The organism is Roseibium sp. (assembly GCF_048260565.1).
Classification (GTDB): domain Bacteria; phylum Pseudomonadota; class Alphaproteobacteria; order Rhizobiales; family Stappiaceae; genus Roseibium.
In genome coordinates, this window is the sequence record NZ_JBLXGP010000013.1 from 12,331 (window position 1) to 32,866 (window position 20,536).

20 protein-coding genes are annotated in these 20,536 nt (G+C 59.5%); 16 read left to right on the forward strand and 4 right to left on the reverse strand.

Features of this window, described 5'->3' with window-relative positions; all coding sequences use genetic code 11:
- Positions 1-27: 27 nt before the first annotated feature.
- From ACN0SO_RS21555 to ACN0SO_RS21570, 4 genes are all read left to right on the forward strand, one after another.
- On the forward strand, positions 28-1,185 hold the full coding sequence (locus ACN0SO_RS21555) for a two-component system sensor histidine kinase NtrB (RefSeq protein WP_417680968.1): 1,158 nt from the start codon (positions 28-30) through the stop codon (positions 1,183-1,185).
- Positions 1,186-1,242: 57 nt separating this feature from the next.
- Positions 1,243-1,845, forward strand: a complete 603-nt coding sequence (locus ACN0SO_RS21560) for a response regulator transcription factor (protein WP_417680970.1) — start codon at positions 1,243-1,245, stop codon at positions 1,843-1,845.
- Between the two features lie 191 nt (positions 1,846-2,036).
- A complete protein-coding gene (locus ACN0SO_RS21565; protein ID WP_417680972.1) occupies positions 2,037-2,384 on the forward strand; it encodes a response regulator in 348 nt (115 codons plus the stop codon).
- Positions 2,385-2,594: 210 nt separating this feature from the next.
- The gene (locus ACN0SO_RS21570; protein WP_417680974.1) at positions 2,595-3,308 is read left to right on the forward strand and encodes a Crp/Fnr family transcriptional regulator; all 714 of its coding nucleotides are present in this window, start codon (positions 2,595-2,597) and stop codon (positions 3,306-3,308) included.
- A gap of 91 nt (positions 3,309-3,399) precedes the next feature.
- On the opposite strand, the gene hemN is transcribed toward ACN0SO_RS21570, so the two are convergent.
- Positions 3,400-4,764 carry an oxygen-independent coproporphyrinogen III oxidase gene (gene hemN / locus ACN0SO_RS21575; RefSeq protein ID WP_417680976.1) on the reverse strand — a complete coding sequence of 455 codons (1,365 nt, stop codon included), beginning with the start codon at positions 4,762-4,764 and terminating at the stop codon, positions 3,400-3,402.
- A 107-nt stretch (positions 4,765-4,871) separates the two neighbouring features.
- Between hemN and ACN0SO_RS21580 the strand changes: the two genes are divergently transcribed.
- The 12 genes from ACN0SO_RS21580 (at position 4,872) to aroQ (ending at position 16,654) form a co-directional block, all read left to right on the forward strand.
- On the forward strand, positions 4,872-5,618 hold the full coding sequence (locus tag ACN0SO_RS21580; RefSeq protein WP_417680978.1) for a glutathione S-transferase family protein: 747 nt from the start codon (positions 4,872-4,874) through the stop codon (positions 5,616-5,618).
- Positions 5,619-5,703: 85 nt separating this feature from the next.
- Entirely contained in the window at positions 5,704-6,777 is a 1,074-nt protein-coding gene (locus tag ACN0SO_RS21585) for an AbrB family transcriptional regulator (protein ID WP_417680980.1), read from the forward strand.
- 198 nt (positions 6,778-6,975) lie between these two features.
- Positions 6,976-8,631 (forward strand): cytochrome-c oxidase, cbb3-type subunit I, encoded by a 1,656-nt coding sequence (gene ccoN / locus ACN0SO_RS21590; protein ID WP_417680982.1) that lies wholly within the window; start codon positions 6,976-6,978, stop codon positions 8,629-8,631.
- 15 nt (positions 8,632-8,646) lie between these two features.
- Positions 8,647-9,381, forward strand: a complete 735-nt coding sequence (gene ccoO / locus ACN0SO_RS21595; RefSeq protein WP_417680984.1) for a cytochrome-c oxidase, cbb3-type subunit II — start codon at positions 8,647-8,649, stop codon at positions 9,379-9,381.
- A gap of 4 nt (positions 9,382-9,385) precedes the next feature.
- Positions 9,386-9,541, forward strand: coding sequence for a cbb3-type cytochrome c oxidase subunit 3 (locus ACN0SO_RS21600; RefSeq protein ID WP_346899265.1), 156 nt, complete (start codon positions 9,386-9,388; stop codon positions 9,539-9,541).
- A gap of 3 nt (positions 9,542-9,544) precedes the next feature.
- The gene (gene ccoP, locus ACN0SO_RS21605) at positions 9,545-10,423 is read left to right on the forward strand and encodes a cytochrome-c oxidase, cbb3-type subunit III (protein ID WP_417680986.1); all 879 of its coding nucleotides are present in this window, start codon (positions 9,545-9,547) and stop codon (positions 10,421-10,423) included.
- Between the two features lie 159 nt (positions 10,424-10,582).
- On the forward strand, positions 10,583-12,037 hold the full coding sequence (gene ccoG, locus ACN0SO_RS21610) for a cytochrome c oxidase accessory protein CcoG (protein ID WP_417680988.1): 1,455 nt from the start codon (positions 10,583-10,585) through the stop codon (positions 12,035-12,037).
- Between the two features lie 23 nt (positions 12,038-12,060).
- Positions 12,061-12,567, forward strand: a complete 507-nt coding sequence (locus ACN0SO_RS21615; protein WP_417680990.1) for a FixH family protein — start codon at positions 12,061-12,063, stop codon at positions 12,565-12,567.
- 24 nt (positions 12,568-12,591) lie between these two features.
- Positions 12,592-14,805: a cation-translocating P-type ATPase gene (locus tag ACN0SO_RS21620; RefSeq protein WP_417680992.1), complete on the forward strand. Its 2,214-nt coding sequence runs from the start codon at positions 12,592-12,594 to the stop codon at positions 14,803-14,805.
- 13 nt (positions 14,806-14,818) lie between these two features.
- Entirely contained in the window at positions 14,819-15,004 is a 186-nt protein-coding gene (gene ccoS, locus ACN0SO_RS21625) for a cbb3-type cytochrome oxidase assembly protein CcoS (RefSeq protein ID WP_417680994.1), read from the forward strand.
- A gap of 544 nt (positions 15,005-15,548) precedes the next feature.
- Positions 15,549-16,067 (forward strand): response regulator, encoded by a 519-nt coding sequence (locus ACN0SO_RS21630; protein ID WP_417680996.1) that lies wholly within the window; start codon positions 15,549-15,551, stop codon positions 16,065-16,067.
- 140 nt (positions 16,068-16,207) lie between these two features.
- Positions 16,208-16,654 (forward strand): type II 3-dehydroquinate dehydratase, encoded by a 447-nt coding sequence (gene aroQ / locus ACN0SO_RS21635; protein ID WP_417680998.1) that lies wholly within the window; start codon positions 16,208-16,210, stop codon positions 16,652-16,654.
- On the opposite strand, the gene ACN0SO_RS21640 is transcribed toward aroQ, so the two are convergent.
- The 3 genes from ACN0SO_RS21640 to ACN0SO_RS21650 form a co-directional block, all read right to left on the reverse strand.
- Positions 16,648-17,514, reverse strand: coding sequence for a sugar transferase (locus tag ACN0SO_RS21640; RefSeq protein WP_417681000.1), 867 nt, complete (start codon positions 17,512-17,514; stop codon positions 16,648-16,650). The two genes, aroQ and ACN0SO_RS21640, sit on opposite strands and share 7 nt — an antisense overlap.
- Before the next feature lie 249 nt (positions 17,515-17,763).
- Positions 17,764-19,071, reverse strand: a complete 1,308-nt coding sequence (locus ACN0SO_RS21645) for a UDP-glucose dehydrogenase family protein (RefSeq protein ID WP_417681002.1) — start codon at positions 19,069-19,071, stop codon at positions 17,764-17,766.
- 171 nt (positions 19,072-19,242) lie between these two features.
- A complete protein-coding gene (locus tag ACN0SO_RS21650) occupies positions 19,243-20,532 on the reverse strand; it encodes an ArgE/DapE family deacylase (RefSeq protein WP_417681004.1) in 1,290 nt (429 codons plus the stop codon).
- Positions 20,533-20,536: the final 4 nt, after the last annotated feature.

Consider the following 20,536-nt stretch of genomic DNA (forward strand, 5'->3'; position numbering starts at 1 on the left):
TGTAGCTTTGAATCCGGGAAATCGGCAATGGATGATACCGTGAGGCCTCATTTGGGGGCGACGTTCTCGACGTCCGAGGCCCGGTTGGCCAGCGTTTTCGATACGGCGGTCGACGGTATTGTCGTGATCAATGAACGCTGCCAGGTGCTCGCCTTCAACAAGGCATGCGAAAAACTGTTCGGCTACAAGGCCAGCGAACTGCTCGGCGACAACGTCAACAAGATCATGCCGATGGACTATGCGACCGCCCACGACGGTTACGTTCAGCGGTATCTCGACACCGGCCAGAAACGCATCATCGGTATCGGCCGGGAAGTCAGCGGCCGTCACAAGGACGGCACGGAATTTCCGGTGGAGCTGTCGGTCGGTGAGGCGCCGACCCCGGATGGCAGGCAGTTCATCGGCATCCTGCGCGACTTGCGGCCTCGCCACTCCGTCGAACAACGGCTGGCGCAGGCGCAGGCGCAACTGGTGCATATGACGCGGATCAGCGCGATGGACGAGATGGGGGCCGCGATCGCCCATGAGCTGAACCAGCCTTTGACCGCCATCCTTCTTTACCTCCAGGCCGTGTCGCGCAAGGCGAGAGCCGACGATGCGCTCGATGCGCAATTGCTTTCGGTGATCGAAAAGGCGGTGGCTGAAGCCGAACGGGCCGGCGAAATCATTCAGCGCATGCGTGAACTGGTCGAAAGAAAAGAGCCGGAACGGACGAATATCGACGTGGAGGAGTTCACCCGGGCCTGCATCGACCTTGTGGAGATGGGGCAGGGCGGCAAGCGCTCGATCATAAGCTATGAGGTCGAGCCGGCGCTTCCGTTTTTACCGGCAGACCCGGTCCAAATCCGCCAGGTTCTAGTCAATCTTCTGCGCAATGCGCGTGAAGCCGTCTGCGACAGCGAGATCCAGGAAGTCCATCTGTCCGTCGTCGGTACGGAGGGTTTTATCGAGTTCCGGGTGCGCGATACCGGACCGGGCGTGCCGGCGGAAATGGTGCCGGAACTGTTCCGGGCTTTCTCGGGCAAGAAACAGAAAGGCCTGGGGCTCGGACTCGCGATTTCCCGATCGATTGCGCAAAATCACGGCGGTGATTTGTTCCTCGATACAAATGCCATTAAGCCGGGAGCAACTTTTGTCCTGAAACTTCCAACCGGAAAACCGGTGTATTCCGATACGGAAAACTAGAATTCGCGCATTGTTCCTGCGATTGAAATTAGAAGAACTGAATAGGGGCCGGACTTTATGACGAGCGAAGCGAAAGCCATTTACATTGTCGATGACGATCCGGCAGTCCGGGATGCATTATCGGTCGTATTCAATCTCGAAGGCTTCGTCGTGGAAACGTTTTCCGATGGCGACACATTTGTGCAGTCGGCGAGCAAAACCCATCCCGCATGCGTAATTCTGGACGTCCATATGCCGGGCCGGTCGGGCATAGATATTCTGAAATCGCTGAATGCGGAAAACTATCCTGCTCCGATCTTCATCATTTCCGGGCAAGGCGATATTCCGATGGCGGTCGAAGCCATTCGCAACGGGGCATTCGATTTCATCGAAAAGCCGTTTACCGCGGACAAGGTGGTCGATCGCATCAATCAGGGCATCGAAGCCGTCAAACGGGCGGGTTCCGACGGGATGCCGATGAATTTCTCCGGTGCGGATTTGTTGACCCGCCGGGAAAGCGAAGTCCTGAAGGAGATCACCGACGGCTCTTCGAACAAGGAAGTCGGCCGCAAGCTGGGCATCAGCCCGAGAACGGTGGAAGTTCACAGGGCGCGGATCATGGAAAAGCTCGGCGCCCGCAATGCTGCGGATCTGGTCCGTATCGTGCTTGGACGTGCCTGACCATCAGGCTAATGCCCATGGGATATAAGGGAAATTCCGGACTGTTGCTTCGGAGTTTTTCCCACCACATTGTCAGTTAACATCTAGTTGCAGTGTTACTGCGTACATCGTTCGCACCCGGACTGATGTATTTTCGATGGGCACTTGCTGCTGTTCAAAACTGACAGTTGTTCCAAGCTGAAAGAATCGTCTTGCGTGTTCATATAGTTGAAGATGATACGGCCGTTGCGGATGCGCTTTTGATTGTTTTGAGCGATTTCGGGCACTCCGTCGAGTGTTATCCGGACGGTGAAACATTCCTGGCAACCGCATCTCCGGCGTCCGAAGATGTCGTTATCGTCGATGTCGGTCTGCCCGGCATCGGTGGGGACGATGTGATCCGGCGCCTCAATGCCATGCAGGATGTTCCCCGGATTATTGCGATTTCCGGAAAGCCGAAGAATGCGCTCGAGCGCCGTCTCTCCGGCTTGCCCGCCCACGTACTTCTACGCAAACCTTTGTCGCTGACTGCTCTGACAGAACACCTGCTCACGTCCTGACCGGCAGAAATGTGTTTCAGGCTATGTAGTTAACCCTACGCAGTCGACCGAATTACCCTCGTCATACGACTTGTCTAACCTAATTGATGCAAGGAGGGCGCAATCGTCGGACGGGACGTTGTGCCTCAGCGCGGCAAGGGTCACTAACGGCTATTCTTGTCGGAACGATCTGTCTTTTCGACAGAGCCTTGCCTCTAAAAGGAGGGGAATATGGCATATCTTCAGCATGAATCCACGGGGCAGGCTGCTGTCCAGCACAACGCTTTCAACAGGGTGCCGGATACTTCGGGCGCTTCTTTTGCATCCTTCGGGGCGAGGCGCGCGAGCTTGGAAGCTCACGATGTCATCTACTACGAAGGCGATTCCGCAAAGCGGATCTATGAACTGGCTTCCGGCACGGTGATGCTGTTCAAGCTGCTCCCGGACGGGCGCCGCCAGGTGGTCGAAGTCCTGCGCCCGGGCGACATCTTCGGATTGTCGAACGCGGACGAATACGATTGTACGGCAGAAACCCTGACGTCTTCCGAAGTTCACGAAATCGATCTGAAGCTGGTCGAGGCATCGGTCGACCTGCAGCGCAAGCTCACCAGATGCCTGACCCATCAGATGCATCTTCTGCATGAGCATGCCGTGCTTCTTGGGCGCAAGTCGGCCATCGAGCGGGTCGCAAGTTTCCTGATGTATCTCGTGCCGAACCGCGGTGGTGTCGGCTGCATCGGCCCCGCTGACGAAGAAAACGACGGCTGCGATATCCATCTTCACATGACCCGACAGGAAATCGCCGATTACCTGGGTCTGACCATCGAAACCGTCAGCCGTGTCGTTTCCGAACTCAAGCGCCGGGGTGTCATCCGTATCGACAGGGCGGACAAGATCCACCTGAACAAGGTCTGCAGCCTCTGTCAGATGACGGGAATTCACTGATCTCGGGATCAAATAACAAGCACTATAGCCCCATCGATCCCGAAGAAGGCCGGTTCACCGGCCTTCTTTTTGCGCAAGCCCATCAGGCGGCTCAAACAGCCATTGAGTGCCGAGCGCCGGTTTTTTCGTGGCTGTCGGCGAGATAGGCGTCAAAGGCCGCAGCCGCCAGCCGGACGTAGGGTTGTCCTGCGTGAGTGATCCGAACAACGTTGTCATCTTCCAGACTGACCAGGCCGTCGCTGACAAGTTCGTCGAGAGCAGCGATGGAGTCCTTCAGGGTTGCGACACTGACGCCATAACTCCGGCACACCGCCTGAAGGTCGCAGCGATAGTCGGTCATCAACTGCTCTATGATCCGGCCTCTGAGCAGGTCGTCCTTTGAAAGCGCCAGTCCGCGAGCGACCGGCAGTTTGCCGGCGAGAATCGAACGGCGCCAGTTGCCGACATCGGGAATGTTCTGGACATAGCCCTGAGTCAGGCGGCCGATGGACGAGACTCCGGCTCCGATGAGCTGCTCACCCTGATCCGTCGTGTATCCCTGGAAGTTGCGCCGCAGGTCGCCGTTTCGGACCGCGATAGCCATGGAATCGTCCTCACGGGCGAAATGGTCGAGACCGATCGCAACGTATCCGGCGTCGATGAGATCGCGCCGTGCGACTTCGGCCAGTTCCAGGCGTTCGGCCGGGCTCGGCAGGATGGTTTCATCGATCAGCTTCTGATGTTTCTTCATCCAGGGAACATGCGCATAGCCGAAAAGCGCGACGCGCCCGGGTTTGAGATCGACTGTTCGGGCGACCGTATCCCGAATGGTGTCCGTCGTCTGAGCAGGCAGTCCGTACATCAGGTCGAAATTCAGGTTCTCCAATCCTGCCGCACGCAGATAGCCGGTCGCCTGTTCGACAATCTTGTAAGGTTGTATCCGGCCGATCGCCTTTTGAACCTCCGGGTCGAAATCCTGAACGCCGAGGCTTGCACGATTGACGCCGATTTCCACCAGCGTATGGGCAAGCGAAGCGCCGACGACCCGCGGATCAAGCTCGATGGCATGTTCCATGTCCGGAGCGAAATCGAACAGAACCCGCATCAGCCCGGAAAGATCGCGAAGGCTGTCTTCCGGAAGCAGGCTCGGCGTGCCGCCGCCCCAATGGATGTGCTTGACCGGACCCGGAGAATTCAGGTGCCCGGCAATCAATTCCAGTTCCTGGCCGAGGGTCTGCGCATAGGCGGCCAGTGGAGCCTCCTGACGGGTGGCCTTCGTGTGGCAGCCGCAATAGTGACAGATCTCCCGGCAATAGGGCACGTGGAGATAAAGAGACAGCGTATCCGTCGGCCCGAGCTTTTCCAGCCACCCCGCATAGACCTCGTCGGTTATACCGCTGTGAAAATGCGGCGCGGTCGGATAACTCGTGTAGCGCGGAACGGTCCGCATGGCGTAGGTAAGAGCAGTGTCGGTCATGACGTCATATTGGTGACGGCACCCATGTGTGTCCTTGATATTGCTCAAGGAGGCCGGAAATTGCAGCTGAAAAGTCAGCCCGTCAGGAAACCGCAGTCGGAGTGGAAATGCCAGATCCGTTCACACCGGACCCGTTAAAGCCGGACCAGAACCGGCTTTGCCTCTACGGTTCATTCGACAGCGCCAACCTTGTGGTTCGTTTCGTTCTGGAGGAAATAGGGCTCGACTATCGCTTCATCGAAGTGGACCGGGCAGTCCGTGCTAACCGGACACCGGAATATCTGAAGCTGAACCCGCAGGGCCTTATGCCGGTTCTTGCCGATCCGGACCTGAGCGAACCGGTCTTCGAAACCGCTGCCATCATCCTTCATCTCGCAGACAAAGCGCAACGGCTCGCGCCGTCCCCGTCCTCTCCGGAGCGTGGCCGTCTTCTGACGTGGCTGTTTTTCCTGTCCAACACGCTTCATGCCGATTTGCGTATCTCGTTCCGTCCGGAACGCTACGTGGCCGATACGGTCGCCCGCCCGCTTTTGATTGCCGGGCTTGGCGACCGGCTCCGGCAGGGCTTCGATCACCTTGAAAGCGCATTCGAACGGTCGGGCGGACCTTATGTTTTGGGCGCGCAGCCCTCGATCGTGGATTTCTATGCAGCGACGTGCACGAGGTGGTATCAGCTTTATCCGGAGCCAAAGCCGTTCAATCGCAATGCCTGGCCACGGCTTACGGCGATGCTCGCCGACCTGCAGATCCGCCCGGCCGTTGTTCGCTCTACGGAGATGGAACAGATACCCGGTCCAGCCTTCCTCGATCCGCAACGGCCTGCCATCGATCCGGCGGCGTTGACCGGAATATAGAAAAGCGATCTGGACCGTTTATTGAAACTGGACCGTTTATTGAAAACAGCCTGTTACCGTTTTTCGTCCGGAAAGGGATCCTTCGTTGAGTGAGAAAATGCCGGTGGCCCCGGCACTGCGCCAGACCGGGCTGACATTTGCGATCGGGGCTCTCGGCGGAACGCTGTTCCATGCGGCCGGGCTGCCGGCCTCCTGGCTGGCCGGTGCGATGATTTTCGTTGCCGCCGCCGCGCTGGCACGGGTGCCTGTGGAACTGCCGAACCGGATGCGAGACGGTTTCTTTGTCATCCTCGGGCTCTCCATGGGAGGAGGCGTCGGGCCGGACGTGGTCGACCGCATCGCCCAGTGGCCCGTAACGATGGCGCTGCTGGCGGTGACGCTCGTACTGGTCACCGGTGCGACTTACGTCTTTTTGTATCGATTCGCCCATTGGGATCGCGAATCGGCCTTTCTGGGCGCCATCCCCGGCGCTCTTTCCTTCGTCATGGCGATTGCCGCCGAACGCAGGGCGGATCAGGCGCGTATTGCTGCCTCGCAAACGGTGCGTCTGGTGATTCTCGTTGCGGTTCTGCCGCTGGTCATTACGTCCACGGCGTCTCACGGGTCGCAATCGGCAGTTCCGGCGGTGTTCCCGGGGTGGGTAGAGGGCGGCATTCTTCTCATTGCCTGTGTGGCCGCGAGCTTCCTGGCCGTGCGCCTGCGTGTGCCCGGGGGGTGGCTGACCGGCGCCTTTTTCATGAGTTCGGCAATCAATGTGACCGGGGTCATGCCGGTCGCGCTGCCCCAATGGATCCTGGTGCCCTGCTATATCGGGTTGGGATGCTTCATCGGCAGCCGGTTCACATCGACGACATTCGGCATGTTCTTGGGCATGCTCAAGGCGTCTTTGGGAGCAATCGTCGTCGGGCTTTTTGTTTCCCTCGCGATGGCCTGGTTCGCTTCCGTTCTTGTAGGGTTGCCCTTCGGCCAGTTGTTGCTGGCTTACGCGCCCGGCGGACTGGAGGTGATGACCCTGCTGTCCTTCATGCTCAACCTCGATCCGGCGTTCGTCGCGGCGCATCAGCTCGCGCGGTATATCTCGATGGTTTTGCTGCTACCTTTTATCACAGGCCTTCTGCTCGGCCGGATCTCAAATGAGTCCAAAAGCGGGCAAAACTGAGATTTTCGAAAGCCCCTGGCCGACTTATCCAGTCTTATTGTCGCAGGGTCCAATTGACCCAGCGGCATCATGTCGGCGATCTTTCTTGGCGGGTTTCAATCATTCTTGATTTGAATCAACGTCAGAATGGACCCGCCGTGCGCATGGTCGGGCCATCGTTGGCACTCTGTAACGATTTTAAAGACTGGGGCGCGAAATATGGCACAGACAAAGGCCAGATTCATTTCGCTGGAAGAAGGCTTCTTTGCGGCCTTCCTCGTAGCGTTGGCATTCGCTTGCCTGATCATAGCAGGCAAGACATACGATCAAGTGATGGCGTTTCACACCGGACTGGGGGCACTGGTTGCCGCGGTCAGCGTGTTCGTCATCTTCAAAAGTTACTTCGATAACGATGGGATGCCGATCCCGCAGGAAATCGACGGTAAACCGAACTACAACATGGGGCCGGTCAAATTCGGCGCCGTGGCTGCCATGTTCTGGGGCATCGCCGGGTTCCTGGTCGGTCTCATCATCGCGTCGCAATTGGCCTTTCCGGTCCTGAATTTCGACCTTCCCTGGACGAATTTCGGTCGCATGCGGCCCCTGCACACGTCAGCGGTGATCTTCGCCTTCGGCGGTAACGTGCTGCTGGCCACCTCCATGTATGTGGTTCAGCGGACCAGCCGGGCGCGCATGCCGGGCAAGATCCTGCCGTGGTTCGTTATGATCGGCTACAACGTTTTCATCGTGATCGCCGGAACCGGCTATCTGCTGGGTGTGACGGAATCCAAGGAATACGCGGAACCGGAATGGTATGCCGACCTTTGGCTGACCATCGTCTGGGTCGCTTACCTGTTCCTGTTCCTCGGCACGCTATGGAAGCGCAAGGAACCCCACATTTATGTGGCGAACTGGTTCTATCTCGCCTTCATCGTCACCATCGCGATGCTGCATCTCGTCAACAACGCGACCGTTCCGGTCTCGGTGTTCGGCACCAAGTCGTACATCGTCTGGTCCGGTGTGCAGGATGCCATGGTGCAGTGGTGGTACGGCCACAACGCGGTGGGCTTCTTCCTGACCGCGGGCTTCCTGGCGATCATGTACTACTTCGTTCCCAAGCGCGCTGACCGACCGGTCTATTCGTACCGGCTGTCGATCGTGCACTTCTGGGCTCTGATCTTCATCTACATCTGGGCCGGTCCTCACCACCTGCATTACACGGCTCTGCCGCAGTGGGCGTCGACCCTGGGTGCGACCTTCTCCATCATCCTGTGGATGCCTTCCTGGGGCGGTATGATCAACGGCCTGATGACGCTTTCGGGCGCCTGGGACAAGCTCCGCACGGACCCGGTCCTGCGCATGATGGTGGTGTCCGTCGCTTTCTACGGCATGTCCACCTTCGAAGGTCCGCTGATGTCGCTCCGCTCGGTCAACTCCCTGTCGCACTACACGGACTGGACCATCGGTCACGTTCATTCCGGTGCGCTCGGCTGGGTGGGATACATCTCCTTCGGCGCGCTCTACTGCCTCGTCCCGTGGCTGTGGAACAAGCGGGGCCTCTACTCGCTGAAGCTGGTGGACTGGCACTTCTGGCTCTCGACGATCGGCATCGTTCTCTACATCTGCTCCATGTGGGTGTCCGGGATCATGCAGGGCCTGATGTGGCGTGCGTACGACAAGCTCGGTTTCCTGGAGTATTCCTTCATCGAAACCGTTGAGGCGATGCACCCCTTCTACATCATCCGTGCTCTCGGCGGTGCCCTGTTCGTGGTCGGCGCCCTGATCATGGCCTACAATCTCTGGATGACCGTGCGCCACGGCGAGGCTGAAGAAGCCGAAGCCGCCGCTGCGGGCTCCCTGGCTGCGGCCGAATAAGGGGGAGGACACGAAATGTCTGTATGGGCTAAACACCAAATCCTTGAAAAGAACTCGATCATCCTCCTTCTCGGCATTCTTCTGATGGTTGCCATCGGTGGCCTGGTCGAGATCGCACCGCTCTTCTACCTGAAGAGCACGATCGAAAAGACCGAAGGGATGCGGCCTTATACGCCGCTTGAACTGGCCGGTCGTAACATCTACATCCGCGAAGGGTGCTATCTCTGCCACTCGCAGATGGTGCGTCCGATGCGTGACGAACTGGAGCGTTACGGCCATTTCTCCCTTGCAGCGGAGTCGATGTACGACCATCCGTTCCAGTGGGGATCCAAGCGGACCGGGCCGGATCTCGCCCGCGTCGGCGGCAAGTACTCCGATGACTGGCACGTCGGTCACCTGATCGATCCCCGCTCGGTCGTTCCCGCGTCGATCATGCCCGGTTATCCCTTCCTGAAGGAAACCAAGCTGAACACGCGCGACATCGAGGGGCACCTGAAGACCAACAAGATCATCGGCGTTCCCTACACCGAAGATCAGATCGGTGCGGCTGGCCAGGATATTCTTGCCCAGGCAACTCCGGATACGGACGCGTCTGATGCATTCCTGGAACGCTATCCGACGGCCATTGTGCGCGACTTCGACGGCAATCCGGACGAAGTCACTGAGATGGACGCGATTGTCGCCTATCTCCAGATGCTCGGCACTCTGGTCGACTTCTCGATCTACGACGACAAGGCAAACCTGAGGTAAGGCAATGGACGAGACATACACCGCAGTCGCGGCCTTTGCACAAACGTGGGGCCTTATCTACTTCATGATCCTGTTTGGTATCGTGCTCGCCTATGCACTCTGGCCGAAGAATCGCAAGACCTTCGACGATGCCGCCCAGATCCCGTTTCGGGAGGACTGATCCATGGCCGATATCCATCAAAAGGAAATCGATGAAATCTCAGGCGTCGAAACCACCGGTCACGAGTGGGACGGCCTGAAGGAACTCAACAACCCACTGCCGAAATGGTGGCTGTATGTCTTCTACGCGTGTATCGTGTGGGCGATCGGCTACTGGGTGGTGTACCCGTCCTGGCCGCTCATTTCCGGCTATACCCAGGGCGTGTTAGGCGACAGCCAGCGGGCCGATGCGATTGCCAGCTATGACAAGGCGATCGCCGACCGATCTCACCTTGGCGATCAGCTCGTGAACGCGTCATTCGACGAGATCCTGAGCACACCGGCTCTGCTGGAGTTCGCCTCGGCAAACGGTCAGGCGGCCTTCGGCGACAACTGCGCGCCGTGTCACGGTTCCGGCGGCACGGGGGCGGCCGGGTATCCGAACCTGCAGGACGACTCCTGGATCTGGGGCGGAACGCTGGACGACATCCAGACCACGCTGCTCTACGGTATCCGTTCCGGCCACGATGAGGCTCGTTTCGCGGAAATGCCCGCCTATGGCAGGGATGAACTGCTGACGAAGGAAGAGATCGATCAGGTGGCGAACTTCGTCGCCTCCAAGGTTGGTCTCGAGCCGGAAGCAGGGGTTGATCTGGCCGCTGGCGAAACCGTCTTCATGGACAATTGCGCGGCCTGCCACGGTGAGGACCTGAAAGGTATCCAGGAAACCGGGGCACCGAGCCTGATGTCTGCGAACTACCTCTATGGCAAGTCGCTCGATGACATCAAGGCACAGGTCAATGCACCCCGTCACGGCGTCATGCCGGCCTGGGTGGACCGCCTGAGCCCGGCGACGATCAAGTCGCTCGCAGTCTACGTCCACTCCTTCGGGGGCGGCCAGTAAGACGACGGCTTTTGGAGCCGATTTTGATCCGGCGCAAAGGACACTGTCCCGCGCCGGATTATACTCAAATCAAATGAGAGAGCCGGGCCGGCGGTAAACCGGCCCGGAGGATGCGAGGATCCCTTTGGGGCGGGGTCCGGAACAAGAAGGACGGACGGCATGACTGCCGAGACCGAAGCTGCCAATGCTGAGCAGCCGGACGAATGGTTCGCCTCAGCGAAAAAAATCTTCCCCATGGCCGTGCACGGCAAGTTCCGCACGATCAAGTGGGTGATCCTCTTCATTACCCTTGGGTTGTACTATTTCCTCCCCTTCGTCCGCTATGACCGCGGACCGGATGCGCCGGGACAGGCGCTTCTGATCGATCTGGAAGCGCGTCGCGCGTACTTCTTCTTTATCGAGATCTGGCCGCAGGAGGTTTACTACCTCACTGGCCTCCTCATTCTTGCCGCGTTGGGCCTGTTTTTGATGAACGCGGTCGCCGGACGCGTGTGGTGCGGCTATCTGTGCCCGCAGACCGTCTGGACGGATCTGTTTCTCTGGGTTGAGCGCAAGGTGGAAGGCGACCGGCGCGAGCGGATTGCGCTTGATAATGCGCCCTGGTCGGTCAACAAGGTCGTCCGCCGGGTCGTCAAGCACTTCTTCTGGCTGATGATTGCCTGGTGGACCGGTGGTGCCTGGGTGCTTTATTTCGCCGACGCACCGACCCTCGTCTACGATCTGGCGACGTTCCAGGCGCCCTGGAGCGCCTATCTGTGGATCGGCATCCTGACGGCCACGACCTATCTGCTTGCCGGCTATATGCGCGAACAGGTCTGCATCTACATGTGTCCCTGGCCGCGGATTCAGGCTGCACTGACGGATGAAAAGGCCCTGAATGTCACCTATCGGTGGGACAGGGGCGAGCCGCGCGGGTCTCTCAAGCAGAACAACGCACTGGCCCTAAAGGGGCTTCCCGCCGGCGATTGTATCGATTGCCACCAGTGCGAATACGTCTGTCCGACGGGCGTGGACATCCGCAAGGGTTTGCAGCTCGACTGTATCCAGTGCGGCCTGTGTATCGATGCCTGCGACAACGTCATGACCAAGATCGGCAAGCCGACCGGCCTGATCGCCTACGACACGGACGAGAACATTCAGCGCCGGATCGATGGCAAGGATTCGGTCTACGAAATCGTCCGCGTGCGGACGGTGGTCTACGCGGCCATTATCGCCCTCGTCAGCGCGATCATGCTGTTCGCGCTGCTGACCCGCGATTTTGCCGGCATCAATGTCCTGCACGACCGCAACCCGATCTATGTCACTCAGTCGGACGGATCGGTGCGCAACGGATATACCGTGCGCCTGCTGAACAAACGCTCCCACGCGCGCCATTTCATGCTGCATGTCGAAGGCATGCCCGCAGGCACGAAGGTGGAAGCCGTCGGTATCGAAGCGGTCTTCGCGGACCGTCCGATCATCGAGGTCGATCCGGACACCACGCGAGAAGTGCGTATTCTGGTCACGTCGCCCCCAGGTGTTAAGATGCCTGCGAGCACGCCCGTGACGTTCCGTCTGACGGAATCGGTTATGGGTGAGGTCGTGACCGCGCAAGACTACTTCAAGGCGCCTTAGGAAGCGCATTTCAGGAGAGTGAAATGACGACAGGATCCGGCATGCAACAGCCGAAGACGTTTACCGGGAAGACGATGCTCTTTTGGCTGTTCGGCTTTTTCGGCGTTATCTTCGCCGCCAACGGCGTCCTCGTCTGGCTTGCCGAATCCTCCTTCCCTGGCGTTACGGTGGACAGCGCCTACACGGCGAGCCAGGCCTACAACCAGTCAATAGCGACTGCCAGGGAGCAGGCCGCACGAGGCTGGGAGGTCGATGCCGGCTTGTCCAGGACATCGGAAGCCGGAGCTCATCTGGAGGTCACTGCCCTTGACCGGGCGAAGACTCCGCTCACCGGTCTCGCCTTTTCCGCAACCCTGCAGCACCCGACGCATGACGGCAGAATTTCCGTCATGCTGGAGGATCAGGGGGCCGGCCGATACAGTGCCGATCTTTCGGAGGTGCCGGCCGGCAGCTGGTATCTGGTTCTTGAGGCCAGAAGCGGTGAAGAGCAGGTGTTCCGTTCCGAAAACCGCCTGTTCCTCAAGGACTGACATCAAGATCGCGGCGAGGCGCTGGTGAGTATCCATATGCGCGATTGGGATGCCTTTGTAACACCGGCGGAGGACGGCGCGGTCCACATGGACCTCGCCGTTGAGGGCATCACCTGTGCCGCCTGCATGGGCGAAATCGAACGCGGGCTTTCCCGCTTGCCGGGCATCCGGAAAGCCCGGGTCAACCTGACCAATCAGAGACTTGCCGTCGACTGGGTCCGCGAGGAAACCGGCGCCGACGATATTGTCGCGGCCCTGTCCCGGCTCGGCTACAAGGCACATCCGTTCGACCCGGCAAGTCAGCGGGAACGGTTGGACCGGCATGGCAAGGAATTGCTGCGCGCGCTTGCGGTCGCCGGTTTCGCGGGCATGAACATCATGCTCCTGTCCGTTTCCGTCTGGGCGGGAAACGTGACGGATATCACCCCGGAAACACGGGACTTCTTTCACTGGATCTCGGCCCTGATCGCCCTGCCGACGATTGCCTATTCGGGCAGGCCGTTTTTCAGGAGCGCGATCGCCGCGCTCAAGGCGGGGCGGATGAACATGGACGTGCCTATCGTGATCGGGGTGCTTCTGGCCGTCATCCTGTCCGTCGTCCAGACCATGCAGCATCAGCACGAGGTCTATTTCGAGTCGGCCGTGATGCTCCTGTTCTTTCTGCTGGTCGGCCGCTACCTCGACCACAACATGCGCGGCAAGACCCGCTCCTTTGCCGAAAACATTGCCGCCCTCAAGGCGGAAGTCGCAGCCCGGATCGGCGCGGACGGGAGCGTTCGCGAAATTCCCCTGTCCAAGGTGCAGCCTGACGATCTCGTCCTGGTAACGGCCGGTGAACGGGTCCCGGTCGACGGCGTTGTCGAAGAAGGCGTGTCGGAAATCGACCAGAGCCTGGTGACCGGCGAAAGCATTCTGATGCCCGTCCGAAAAGGGGCCGACGTCTATGCCGGGACCCTGAACGGTGAGGGGACGCTGAAGGTTCGCGTGAGGGCGGCCTCCGGCGCCACGTTGCTTGACGAAGTCAATCGTCTTCTGGAGGCGGCGGCGCAGGCCAAATCGACCTATGTCCGTATTGCCGACAGGGCGGCCCGGCTTTACGCGCCCCTGGTGCATGGAGCCGCGGCGCTGACCTTCCTCGGCTGGTGGCTGGCGGGTTTCGGCTGGCAGCCGTCCCTGGTGATCGCCATCTCCGTGCTCATCATTACCTGCCCGTGCGCGCTCGGGCTGGCCGTTCCCGCTGTTCAGGTGGTGGCTTCCGGACAATTGTTCCGTTCCGGTGTGTTGCTGAATGCCGGCGATGCGATCGAACGGCTGGCGGATGCGGACACGATCGTCTTCGACAAAACCGGTACGCTTACTTCCGCCGAACCCCGGCTTCTGGATATCGGATCTGCGCAGGACGACCTGCTGCATCTGGCCGGGCGCCTGGCGCTGTCGAGTCGTCATCCGCTCTCCATGGCGCTGGTGCAGGCGAGCGGAGCACTGGTGCCTTTCGATCATGTGACGGAGACGGCCGGGGCCGGCGTTGAAACGGAGGTGGACGGCGAGGCGCTGCGCCTGGGCAGTCCGGCGTTTTGCGGTGTTGGGGATGACGAGGTGCGCAAGGTGCTGACGCAGCATCCGGGTGTCTCGCTGCTGGCTGTCCGCTGGGGAAGCCAGCCGCCCAGGCTGTTGCCGATCAGTCAGAAACTGCGACCGGATGCTGTCGAAACCGTCGCCGCCCTGAAGGCACAGGGCTATCTGCTGGAGATCCTTTCCGGTGACCGTCAGGACGCGGTGAGGGCGGCCGCGGAAGAGCTCGGTATCGAACACTGGCAGGCGGAAGTGCGCCCTGGCGACAAGATTGCCCGTTTGGAAGAATTGAAAGCCGCCGGGCGCACGGTGCTGATGGTGGGAGACGGTCTCAACGATGCTCCGGCGCTCGCCGGCGCCTATGTGTCCCTGTCGCCCGTATCGGCCGTTCATCTGAGCCAGACGGCCGCGGATGCCGTCTTTCTGGGAGATCGCCTGGCCCCGGTCGCAAATACCCTTCGGATTTCGAAAAAGGCGCGTCGGGCGATCGAGCAGAACCTCTGGATTTCAGCTCTCTACAATGTCATTGCTGTGCCTGTGGCCGTCGCCGGCTTCGTCACGCCGCTAATGGCAGCCGTCGCCATGTCGGCTTCCTCCATCGCCGTGACGGCAAATGCGCTCAGACTTCGCTGGGGCGAAAAGCTTCCGGACAATAGGGCGGAATAACAGGGAAAATCGAATGGACGTTCTGATCTATCTGATTCCGATCGCGCTTTTCCTTGGTCTCCTCGGATTAGGCGCATTTTTGTGGAGCCTGAAGACCGGTCAATATGACGATCTGGAAGGGGCGAAGTGGCGCATTCTCGATGATGGCGACCTGCCCGAAGAAGAGCGTCCGCACTCGGAAAACCGAAACGGTTTGTAGACGGAACCGGCGGGCGTAGCGGCCCGTTTTCTCAGCCGAACACGGTTCCGATAATCATCGAGGCCGCTATCAGCACCAGCGCGATGCCTGACAGCAAAAGGAAGTTTGCCCTCAGCGGCATATAGGCGCCGACCGTACGAGGGGGCTGTACGAAGGGTAGCGGCTTATCCGGACCTTTCGGAATTTGTCTGCTTGACATCTATACACCTGCCGACAAATGAGAGGTTGAACTTACACCCCAGCGTGTCAAAAATTACACCGCACCTATAAAAAGCGGGTTAAGAGCGGTGGCAGCGCAATATGAATTATTGTCAATGTTACCGCAAGGTAAAGTAAGTTTCCATTAACATTGTCGATCAGGCGCGTTTACCAATTACTGCGCTGGTTGGGGCGTGGGCGCTATTCTCACCGCCATGCCGGAGGATTGAATATCAGCCGCGAAGGTAGTCTATGGAGCAGATGGGCCTTTTTTCCGCGAATTCGGTTCACTAACCCTCTTTTCAGACTTTTGTGTCAGCTTGCCGGTAGAAACTGGAGAAAAAAGGTGAGCCTCGACCTTGCCTCGCTGACATTTTTGCTGGTTGAAGACAGTGCCTATATGCGCACCATCTTGCGGACCATGTTGCAGGGCTTCGGCGCCCGGCGCATTGTCGAAGCTGAAGATGGCGCATCGGGCCTGGAAGCGATGGACCGTGCCAATCCGGATATCCTGATCCTTGACTGGGTCATGCCGATCCTGGACGGGGCGGACATGGTGCGCATGATCCGCAGCCCCAATAATCCGTTCGCCTATATTCCCATCATCATGGTGACCGCCCATACCGAGCGCAGCCGGATCGTCGAAGCGCGCCGTCTGGGCGTGCACGAACTGCTGTCCAAGCCGATCTCCGCCAAGGCGCTGTATCAGCGGGTGTCGAGCGTGATCCTGCATCCGCGCGATTTCATCAAGACCTCCACCTATTTCGGCCCGGCACCGCGTGAGATCCGCAACCGCCAGAAGATCTGGCAGGGCGGGCAGCAACCGGGCGGTTCGGAGGCTGACCAGAACGCCAGCATCGGTTAGGCGAAAGGTCCTTTCCTGTTCCGTCCTTAGTATTGTGTCTGGAAAACAACGGGCGATTCATGTCTAAAGGACACCGCGTCCGGTCATCGGTCTCCAGCCGCGCACCGTTCATCCGGCCGTTCTTTCGGAGGAGGTTTGTTGTGTCGAAAATCGTTTATGTTCTGAACGGCCCCAATCTGAACCTGCTGGGCAAGCGGGAACCCGCGATCTACGGCCATGAAACCCTGGCCGATGTGGAGGCAAATTGCCGTGTCCTTGCGGACGAACACGGCGCCGAACTGCGGTTTCACCAAAGCAACGCCGAATACGAGCTCATCAACTGGATTCATGAAGCACGCGAATGCGCCTGCGGACTGATCATCAATCCGGCGGCGTTCACCCATACGTCCGTTGCTATCCTCGATGCCCTGAACGCCTGCGATTTTCCGGTGTTCGAAATCCACATTACGAATGTCCACAAGCGCGAGCCTTTCCGCCACAAGTCTTATGTGTCCCTGCGTGCCGATGGCGTCATCGCGGGATGCGGTGTTCAAGGCTATGAACTCGCCTTCATGCGGCTGATGAGGCTGGTCGGCCAGGATCAGTAGCCGCTTCCCTTGAAGAATTCCTGCACGGCGGTCCTGAAAATGATCTTCATGTCCAGCAGGAAGGACCGCCGCTCCAGATAGGCCAGATCGAATTCGAGCCGCATCAGGGCAGCATGCCGGGTGGTGGTTTCACCCCGGTAGCCGTTGACCTGGGCAAGACCGGTCAGACCCGGTTTGACCTTGTGCCTGTGCATGTAGCGCGGGTCCAGTTCTTCGTAGGGAACCCCGGCGGCCAGCATTCCAGGAACATGCGGCCGCGGTCCGACAAGCGACATCTCCCCGCGCAGGATGTTGATCAGCTGCGGCAGTTCGTCGAAATTGCTCTGCCGGAGAAAACGGCCGACCGGAGTGACGCGCGGATCGTCTTCGACCGTTTGCCTGATGCCGGAATAATCGCAATGCTCCATGTACATGGTGCGAAACTTGTAGATCTCGAAAGTGGTTCCGTCGGCGCCGTGGCGCTTCTGGCGAAAAACCACAGGACCCTGGCTGTTTGCCTTGATCGCCACTGCCGCTGCCGCCAGAAGCGGCGCCAGCAGCACAAGGCCTGCGGATGCGCCGATGATGTCGACCGAGCGTTTGAGGACATGACCTGCCTTTGACGGCCTGCCTTGAACGGTCCTCGCCGATTGGCCATCCGGTTCTGAAATCTGAGCCTGTTGTGAGGCGGTGGCGACCCAGCGGACCGTCGAAGGTTCGGGCGACAGGCCGGCCAGAGTACGGCGGATCCTGCGGCCGCGGGACAAGGCTTTTGGGGAAAGGCTGGTTGCGGGGTCTACCGGTACGTCGGGTTTCTTGGCGTCCGGCTCCGCATTGATCGTCTTGGGCTCAACCTCGTAAGGGGCAGCTTCCTGGGACACAGCAGACACTCATGAATACATGTGAAAAGAAATAGTTGTCTGTTTCTCAAATTAGGGTCCCGTACAGCCGGCCGCCAGTTAAAGGTTTACAAAGGGTTAACGGTCTGAGGATTTTAATAACCTAAATAATTCAAATAATTACGCCTCCCCGCCTTGTGGCGGGGAGGCGTCCGGAACATGAATTTTCGGAAAGGTTAAATCGTGGCGCATCTATAAGTTGAGTTGATGTCGTCAGTATACAACCTCATTCTAATAAGCGCGGCCCACGCTTGTGTAGTTGAATCCGCGTTCGCGCATGTCATCGGTTTCATAGATATTGCGCAGATCGATGATGTTCGGCGATTTCATCGTCGTCTTGATCCGGTCCAGATCAAGCGCGCGGAACTGATCCCATTCCGTGACGATCACCAGCGCGTCGGCATTTTCGATGGCGTGGTACGGACCATCGCAGAAAACAACGTCCTGCATCACGTGGGCGGCTTCCTTCATGCTGGCCGGGTCGTAGGCCCGGACGGTCGCACCGGCCTGCCGCAGTTTGGCGACGATGTCGATCGACGGCGCGTCGCGCATGTCGTCGGTGTTGGGCTTGAAAGCGAGGCCCAGGAGCGCGATGGATTTGCCGGCCACGTCGCCGCCCAGGAAGTCGATGACCTTGTCGGCCATCTTCTTCTTGCGCGCATCGTTTACCTCGATGACCGCATTGACGATTTTCAGCGCCGCTCCCGCGTCCTGACCGGTTCTGGACAGGGCCAGGGTATCCTTGGGAAAGCAGGAGCCGCCGTAGCCGGGGCCGGCGTGCAGGAACTTGCCGCCGATCCGGTTGTCGAGACCGATCGCGCGGGAGACCTCCTGGACATTGGCGCCGACGTTTTCGCAAAGGTCGGCAATCTCGTTGATGAACGTGATCTTGACCGCCAGAAAGGCGTTCGCGGCGTATTTGATCAGTTCCGACGTCCGGCGTTGGGTCACCACGATCGGCGTCTCGTTGAGGTAGAGAGGCCGGTACAGCTCGTGCATGACCTTGGCGGCTTCCTCGCTGTCGGTGCCGACAACGACCCGGTCCGGTCGCTTGAAGTCGCTGATGGCCGCGCCTTCGCGCAGAAATTCCGGATTGGAGACGACCGCGAACTTCGCATTCGGGTTGGTTTCCCGGATAATCGCCTCCACTTCGTCTCCGGTGCCGACCGGTACGGTCGACTTGGTGACGATCACCGTGAAGCCTTCGATCAGACCGGCGATTTCCCGGGCCGCCTCGTAGACATAGGTCAGGTCGGCATAGCCGTCGCCGCGCCGTGCGGGCGTGCCCACGGCAATGAAGACCGCATCCGCCGTGCGCACGGCCTCCTTGGCGTCTGTGGTGAAAAAGAGCCGCTCCTCTTTTTCGTTCTTGGCCACCAGATCCTTCAGGCCCGGTTCGTAGATCGGGATCTCACCGTTGTTCAGGGCGTCGATCTTTCTCGCATCCTTGTCGATGCAGGTGACCACATGGCCGAAATCGGCAAAGCAGGCGCCGGATACGAGGCCGACATAGCCGGTTCCGATCATTGCAACGCGCATTTTGTATTCCAGTCTTCAGTAGAAACAGCGATCACTCGCCGGATGGTCCAGATTTTAGTAAGGCGGCTCAGCGAGCAGCTTTCGATTGCAGTAGCATGAAAAACTTTCGTTTCCATAACACCCGTCCGCTTCAATCCCAATTCGCCAACGGCGATGCGACGGCGCAAAGGGTCACGCGGGCTCTATGCCGCACCAGCCGGCCGTAAACAGCGCGATGGTTTCCGTGACCCGCTTGAGGGACGACAGGTTCACCCGCTCATCGATGCCATGAATGTTTTCCGCGATGGGGCCGTAGGTCAGGGCCGGTATGCCTGCGTGATTGGCAAACAGTGTGGCGTCCAGATAGCAGGCCATGATGTATCGGCCAAGGGCATCGTTGTGCACCAGGCCGTGGGCCGTCCGGAGGGCTTCTTCCGCCGGCGAGGTGTCGGCCAGGCGATAACCTGCCTGCATCGTGCCGACCCATTCCACCACAGGTGCAGAGCGGGCAAGACGGGCGTCTTCGGCCAGGAGGGCACCAATGCTGTCTTCGACTTCCTTGGCCCGTTCCCACGGATCCTCGCCGGGAAAGAAGCCGATACGGCCTTCAAAGACGCAGGCGAAGGGAACCGAAGACGGCCATTCGCCACCGGAAATGGTGCCGACGTTCAGGCTTGCCGGGTTCCTCAGCTTTTCAAAGCCGGGATGTTTATGCCGTTCCTCGTTCCATTTCTTCTCCAGGCCTTTCAGATGAGCGATGAGTTGAATGGCGGCGTCTATGGCGCTGAGGCCGGAGTCCGGATCGCGCGGATGGGCGGGCACGCCCCGGGTGGTGATCTTGAACTTGATCACGCCAGAATTGGCGAAGACGAGCTGCTCGTCCGTGGGTTCGGGGATGAGCACGGCATCGGCCGTGTAGCCGCGATGAATGGCGGCAGCAGCCCCGTTGCCGGTGGTTTCTTCATCCACCACAGACTGGATCTGCAGCGGAGCGGTCAGCCGGAAGCCGGCCGCTTCGATCGCATCGACGGCAAAGATATTGGCGACCAGACCGGCTTTCATGTCGCCGGCGCCGCGGCCGTAGAGCCAGTCACCGTCGCGGGTGGCGGAAAACGGCGGATAGGTCCAGGCGGACGGGTCGGCGGTCGGCACCACATCCGTGTGGGCGTTCAGGATCAAGGACTTGCCCTTTTGCGCCTTCGGCATCTTCATGCCCGACACGTTGAATGTATCCGCGTAATCGATGGTTGCCGGGGAATAGGCCGGATGTTCGTCTACCGCCTGCGGGTCGACGCCGAAGCGTTCGACATCGTAGCGCCGGTCGACGAGTGCCCTGGCGACCATCGTCTGGACTTCGGCTTCCTCGCCCCTGAGCGAGGCGGTCCGAACGAGATCCTGGAGAAAGGAAACCTGCGTCTCGAAATTGGCCTCGACGGCCTGTTTGATGCGGTCGATTTCGGAAGGGGAAAGCGGTTCGGTCATGGAG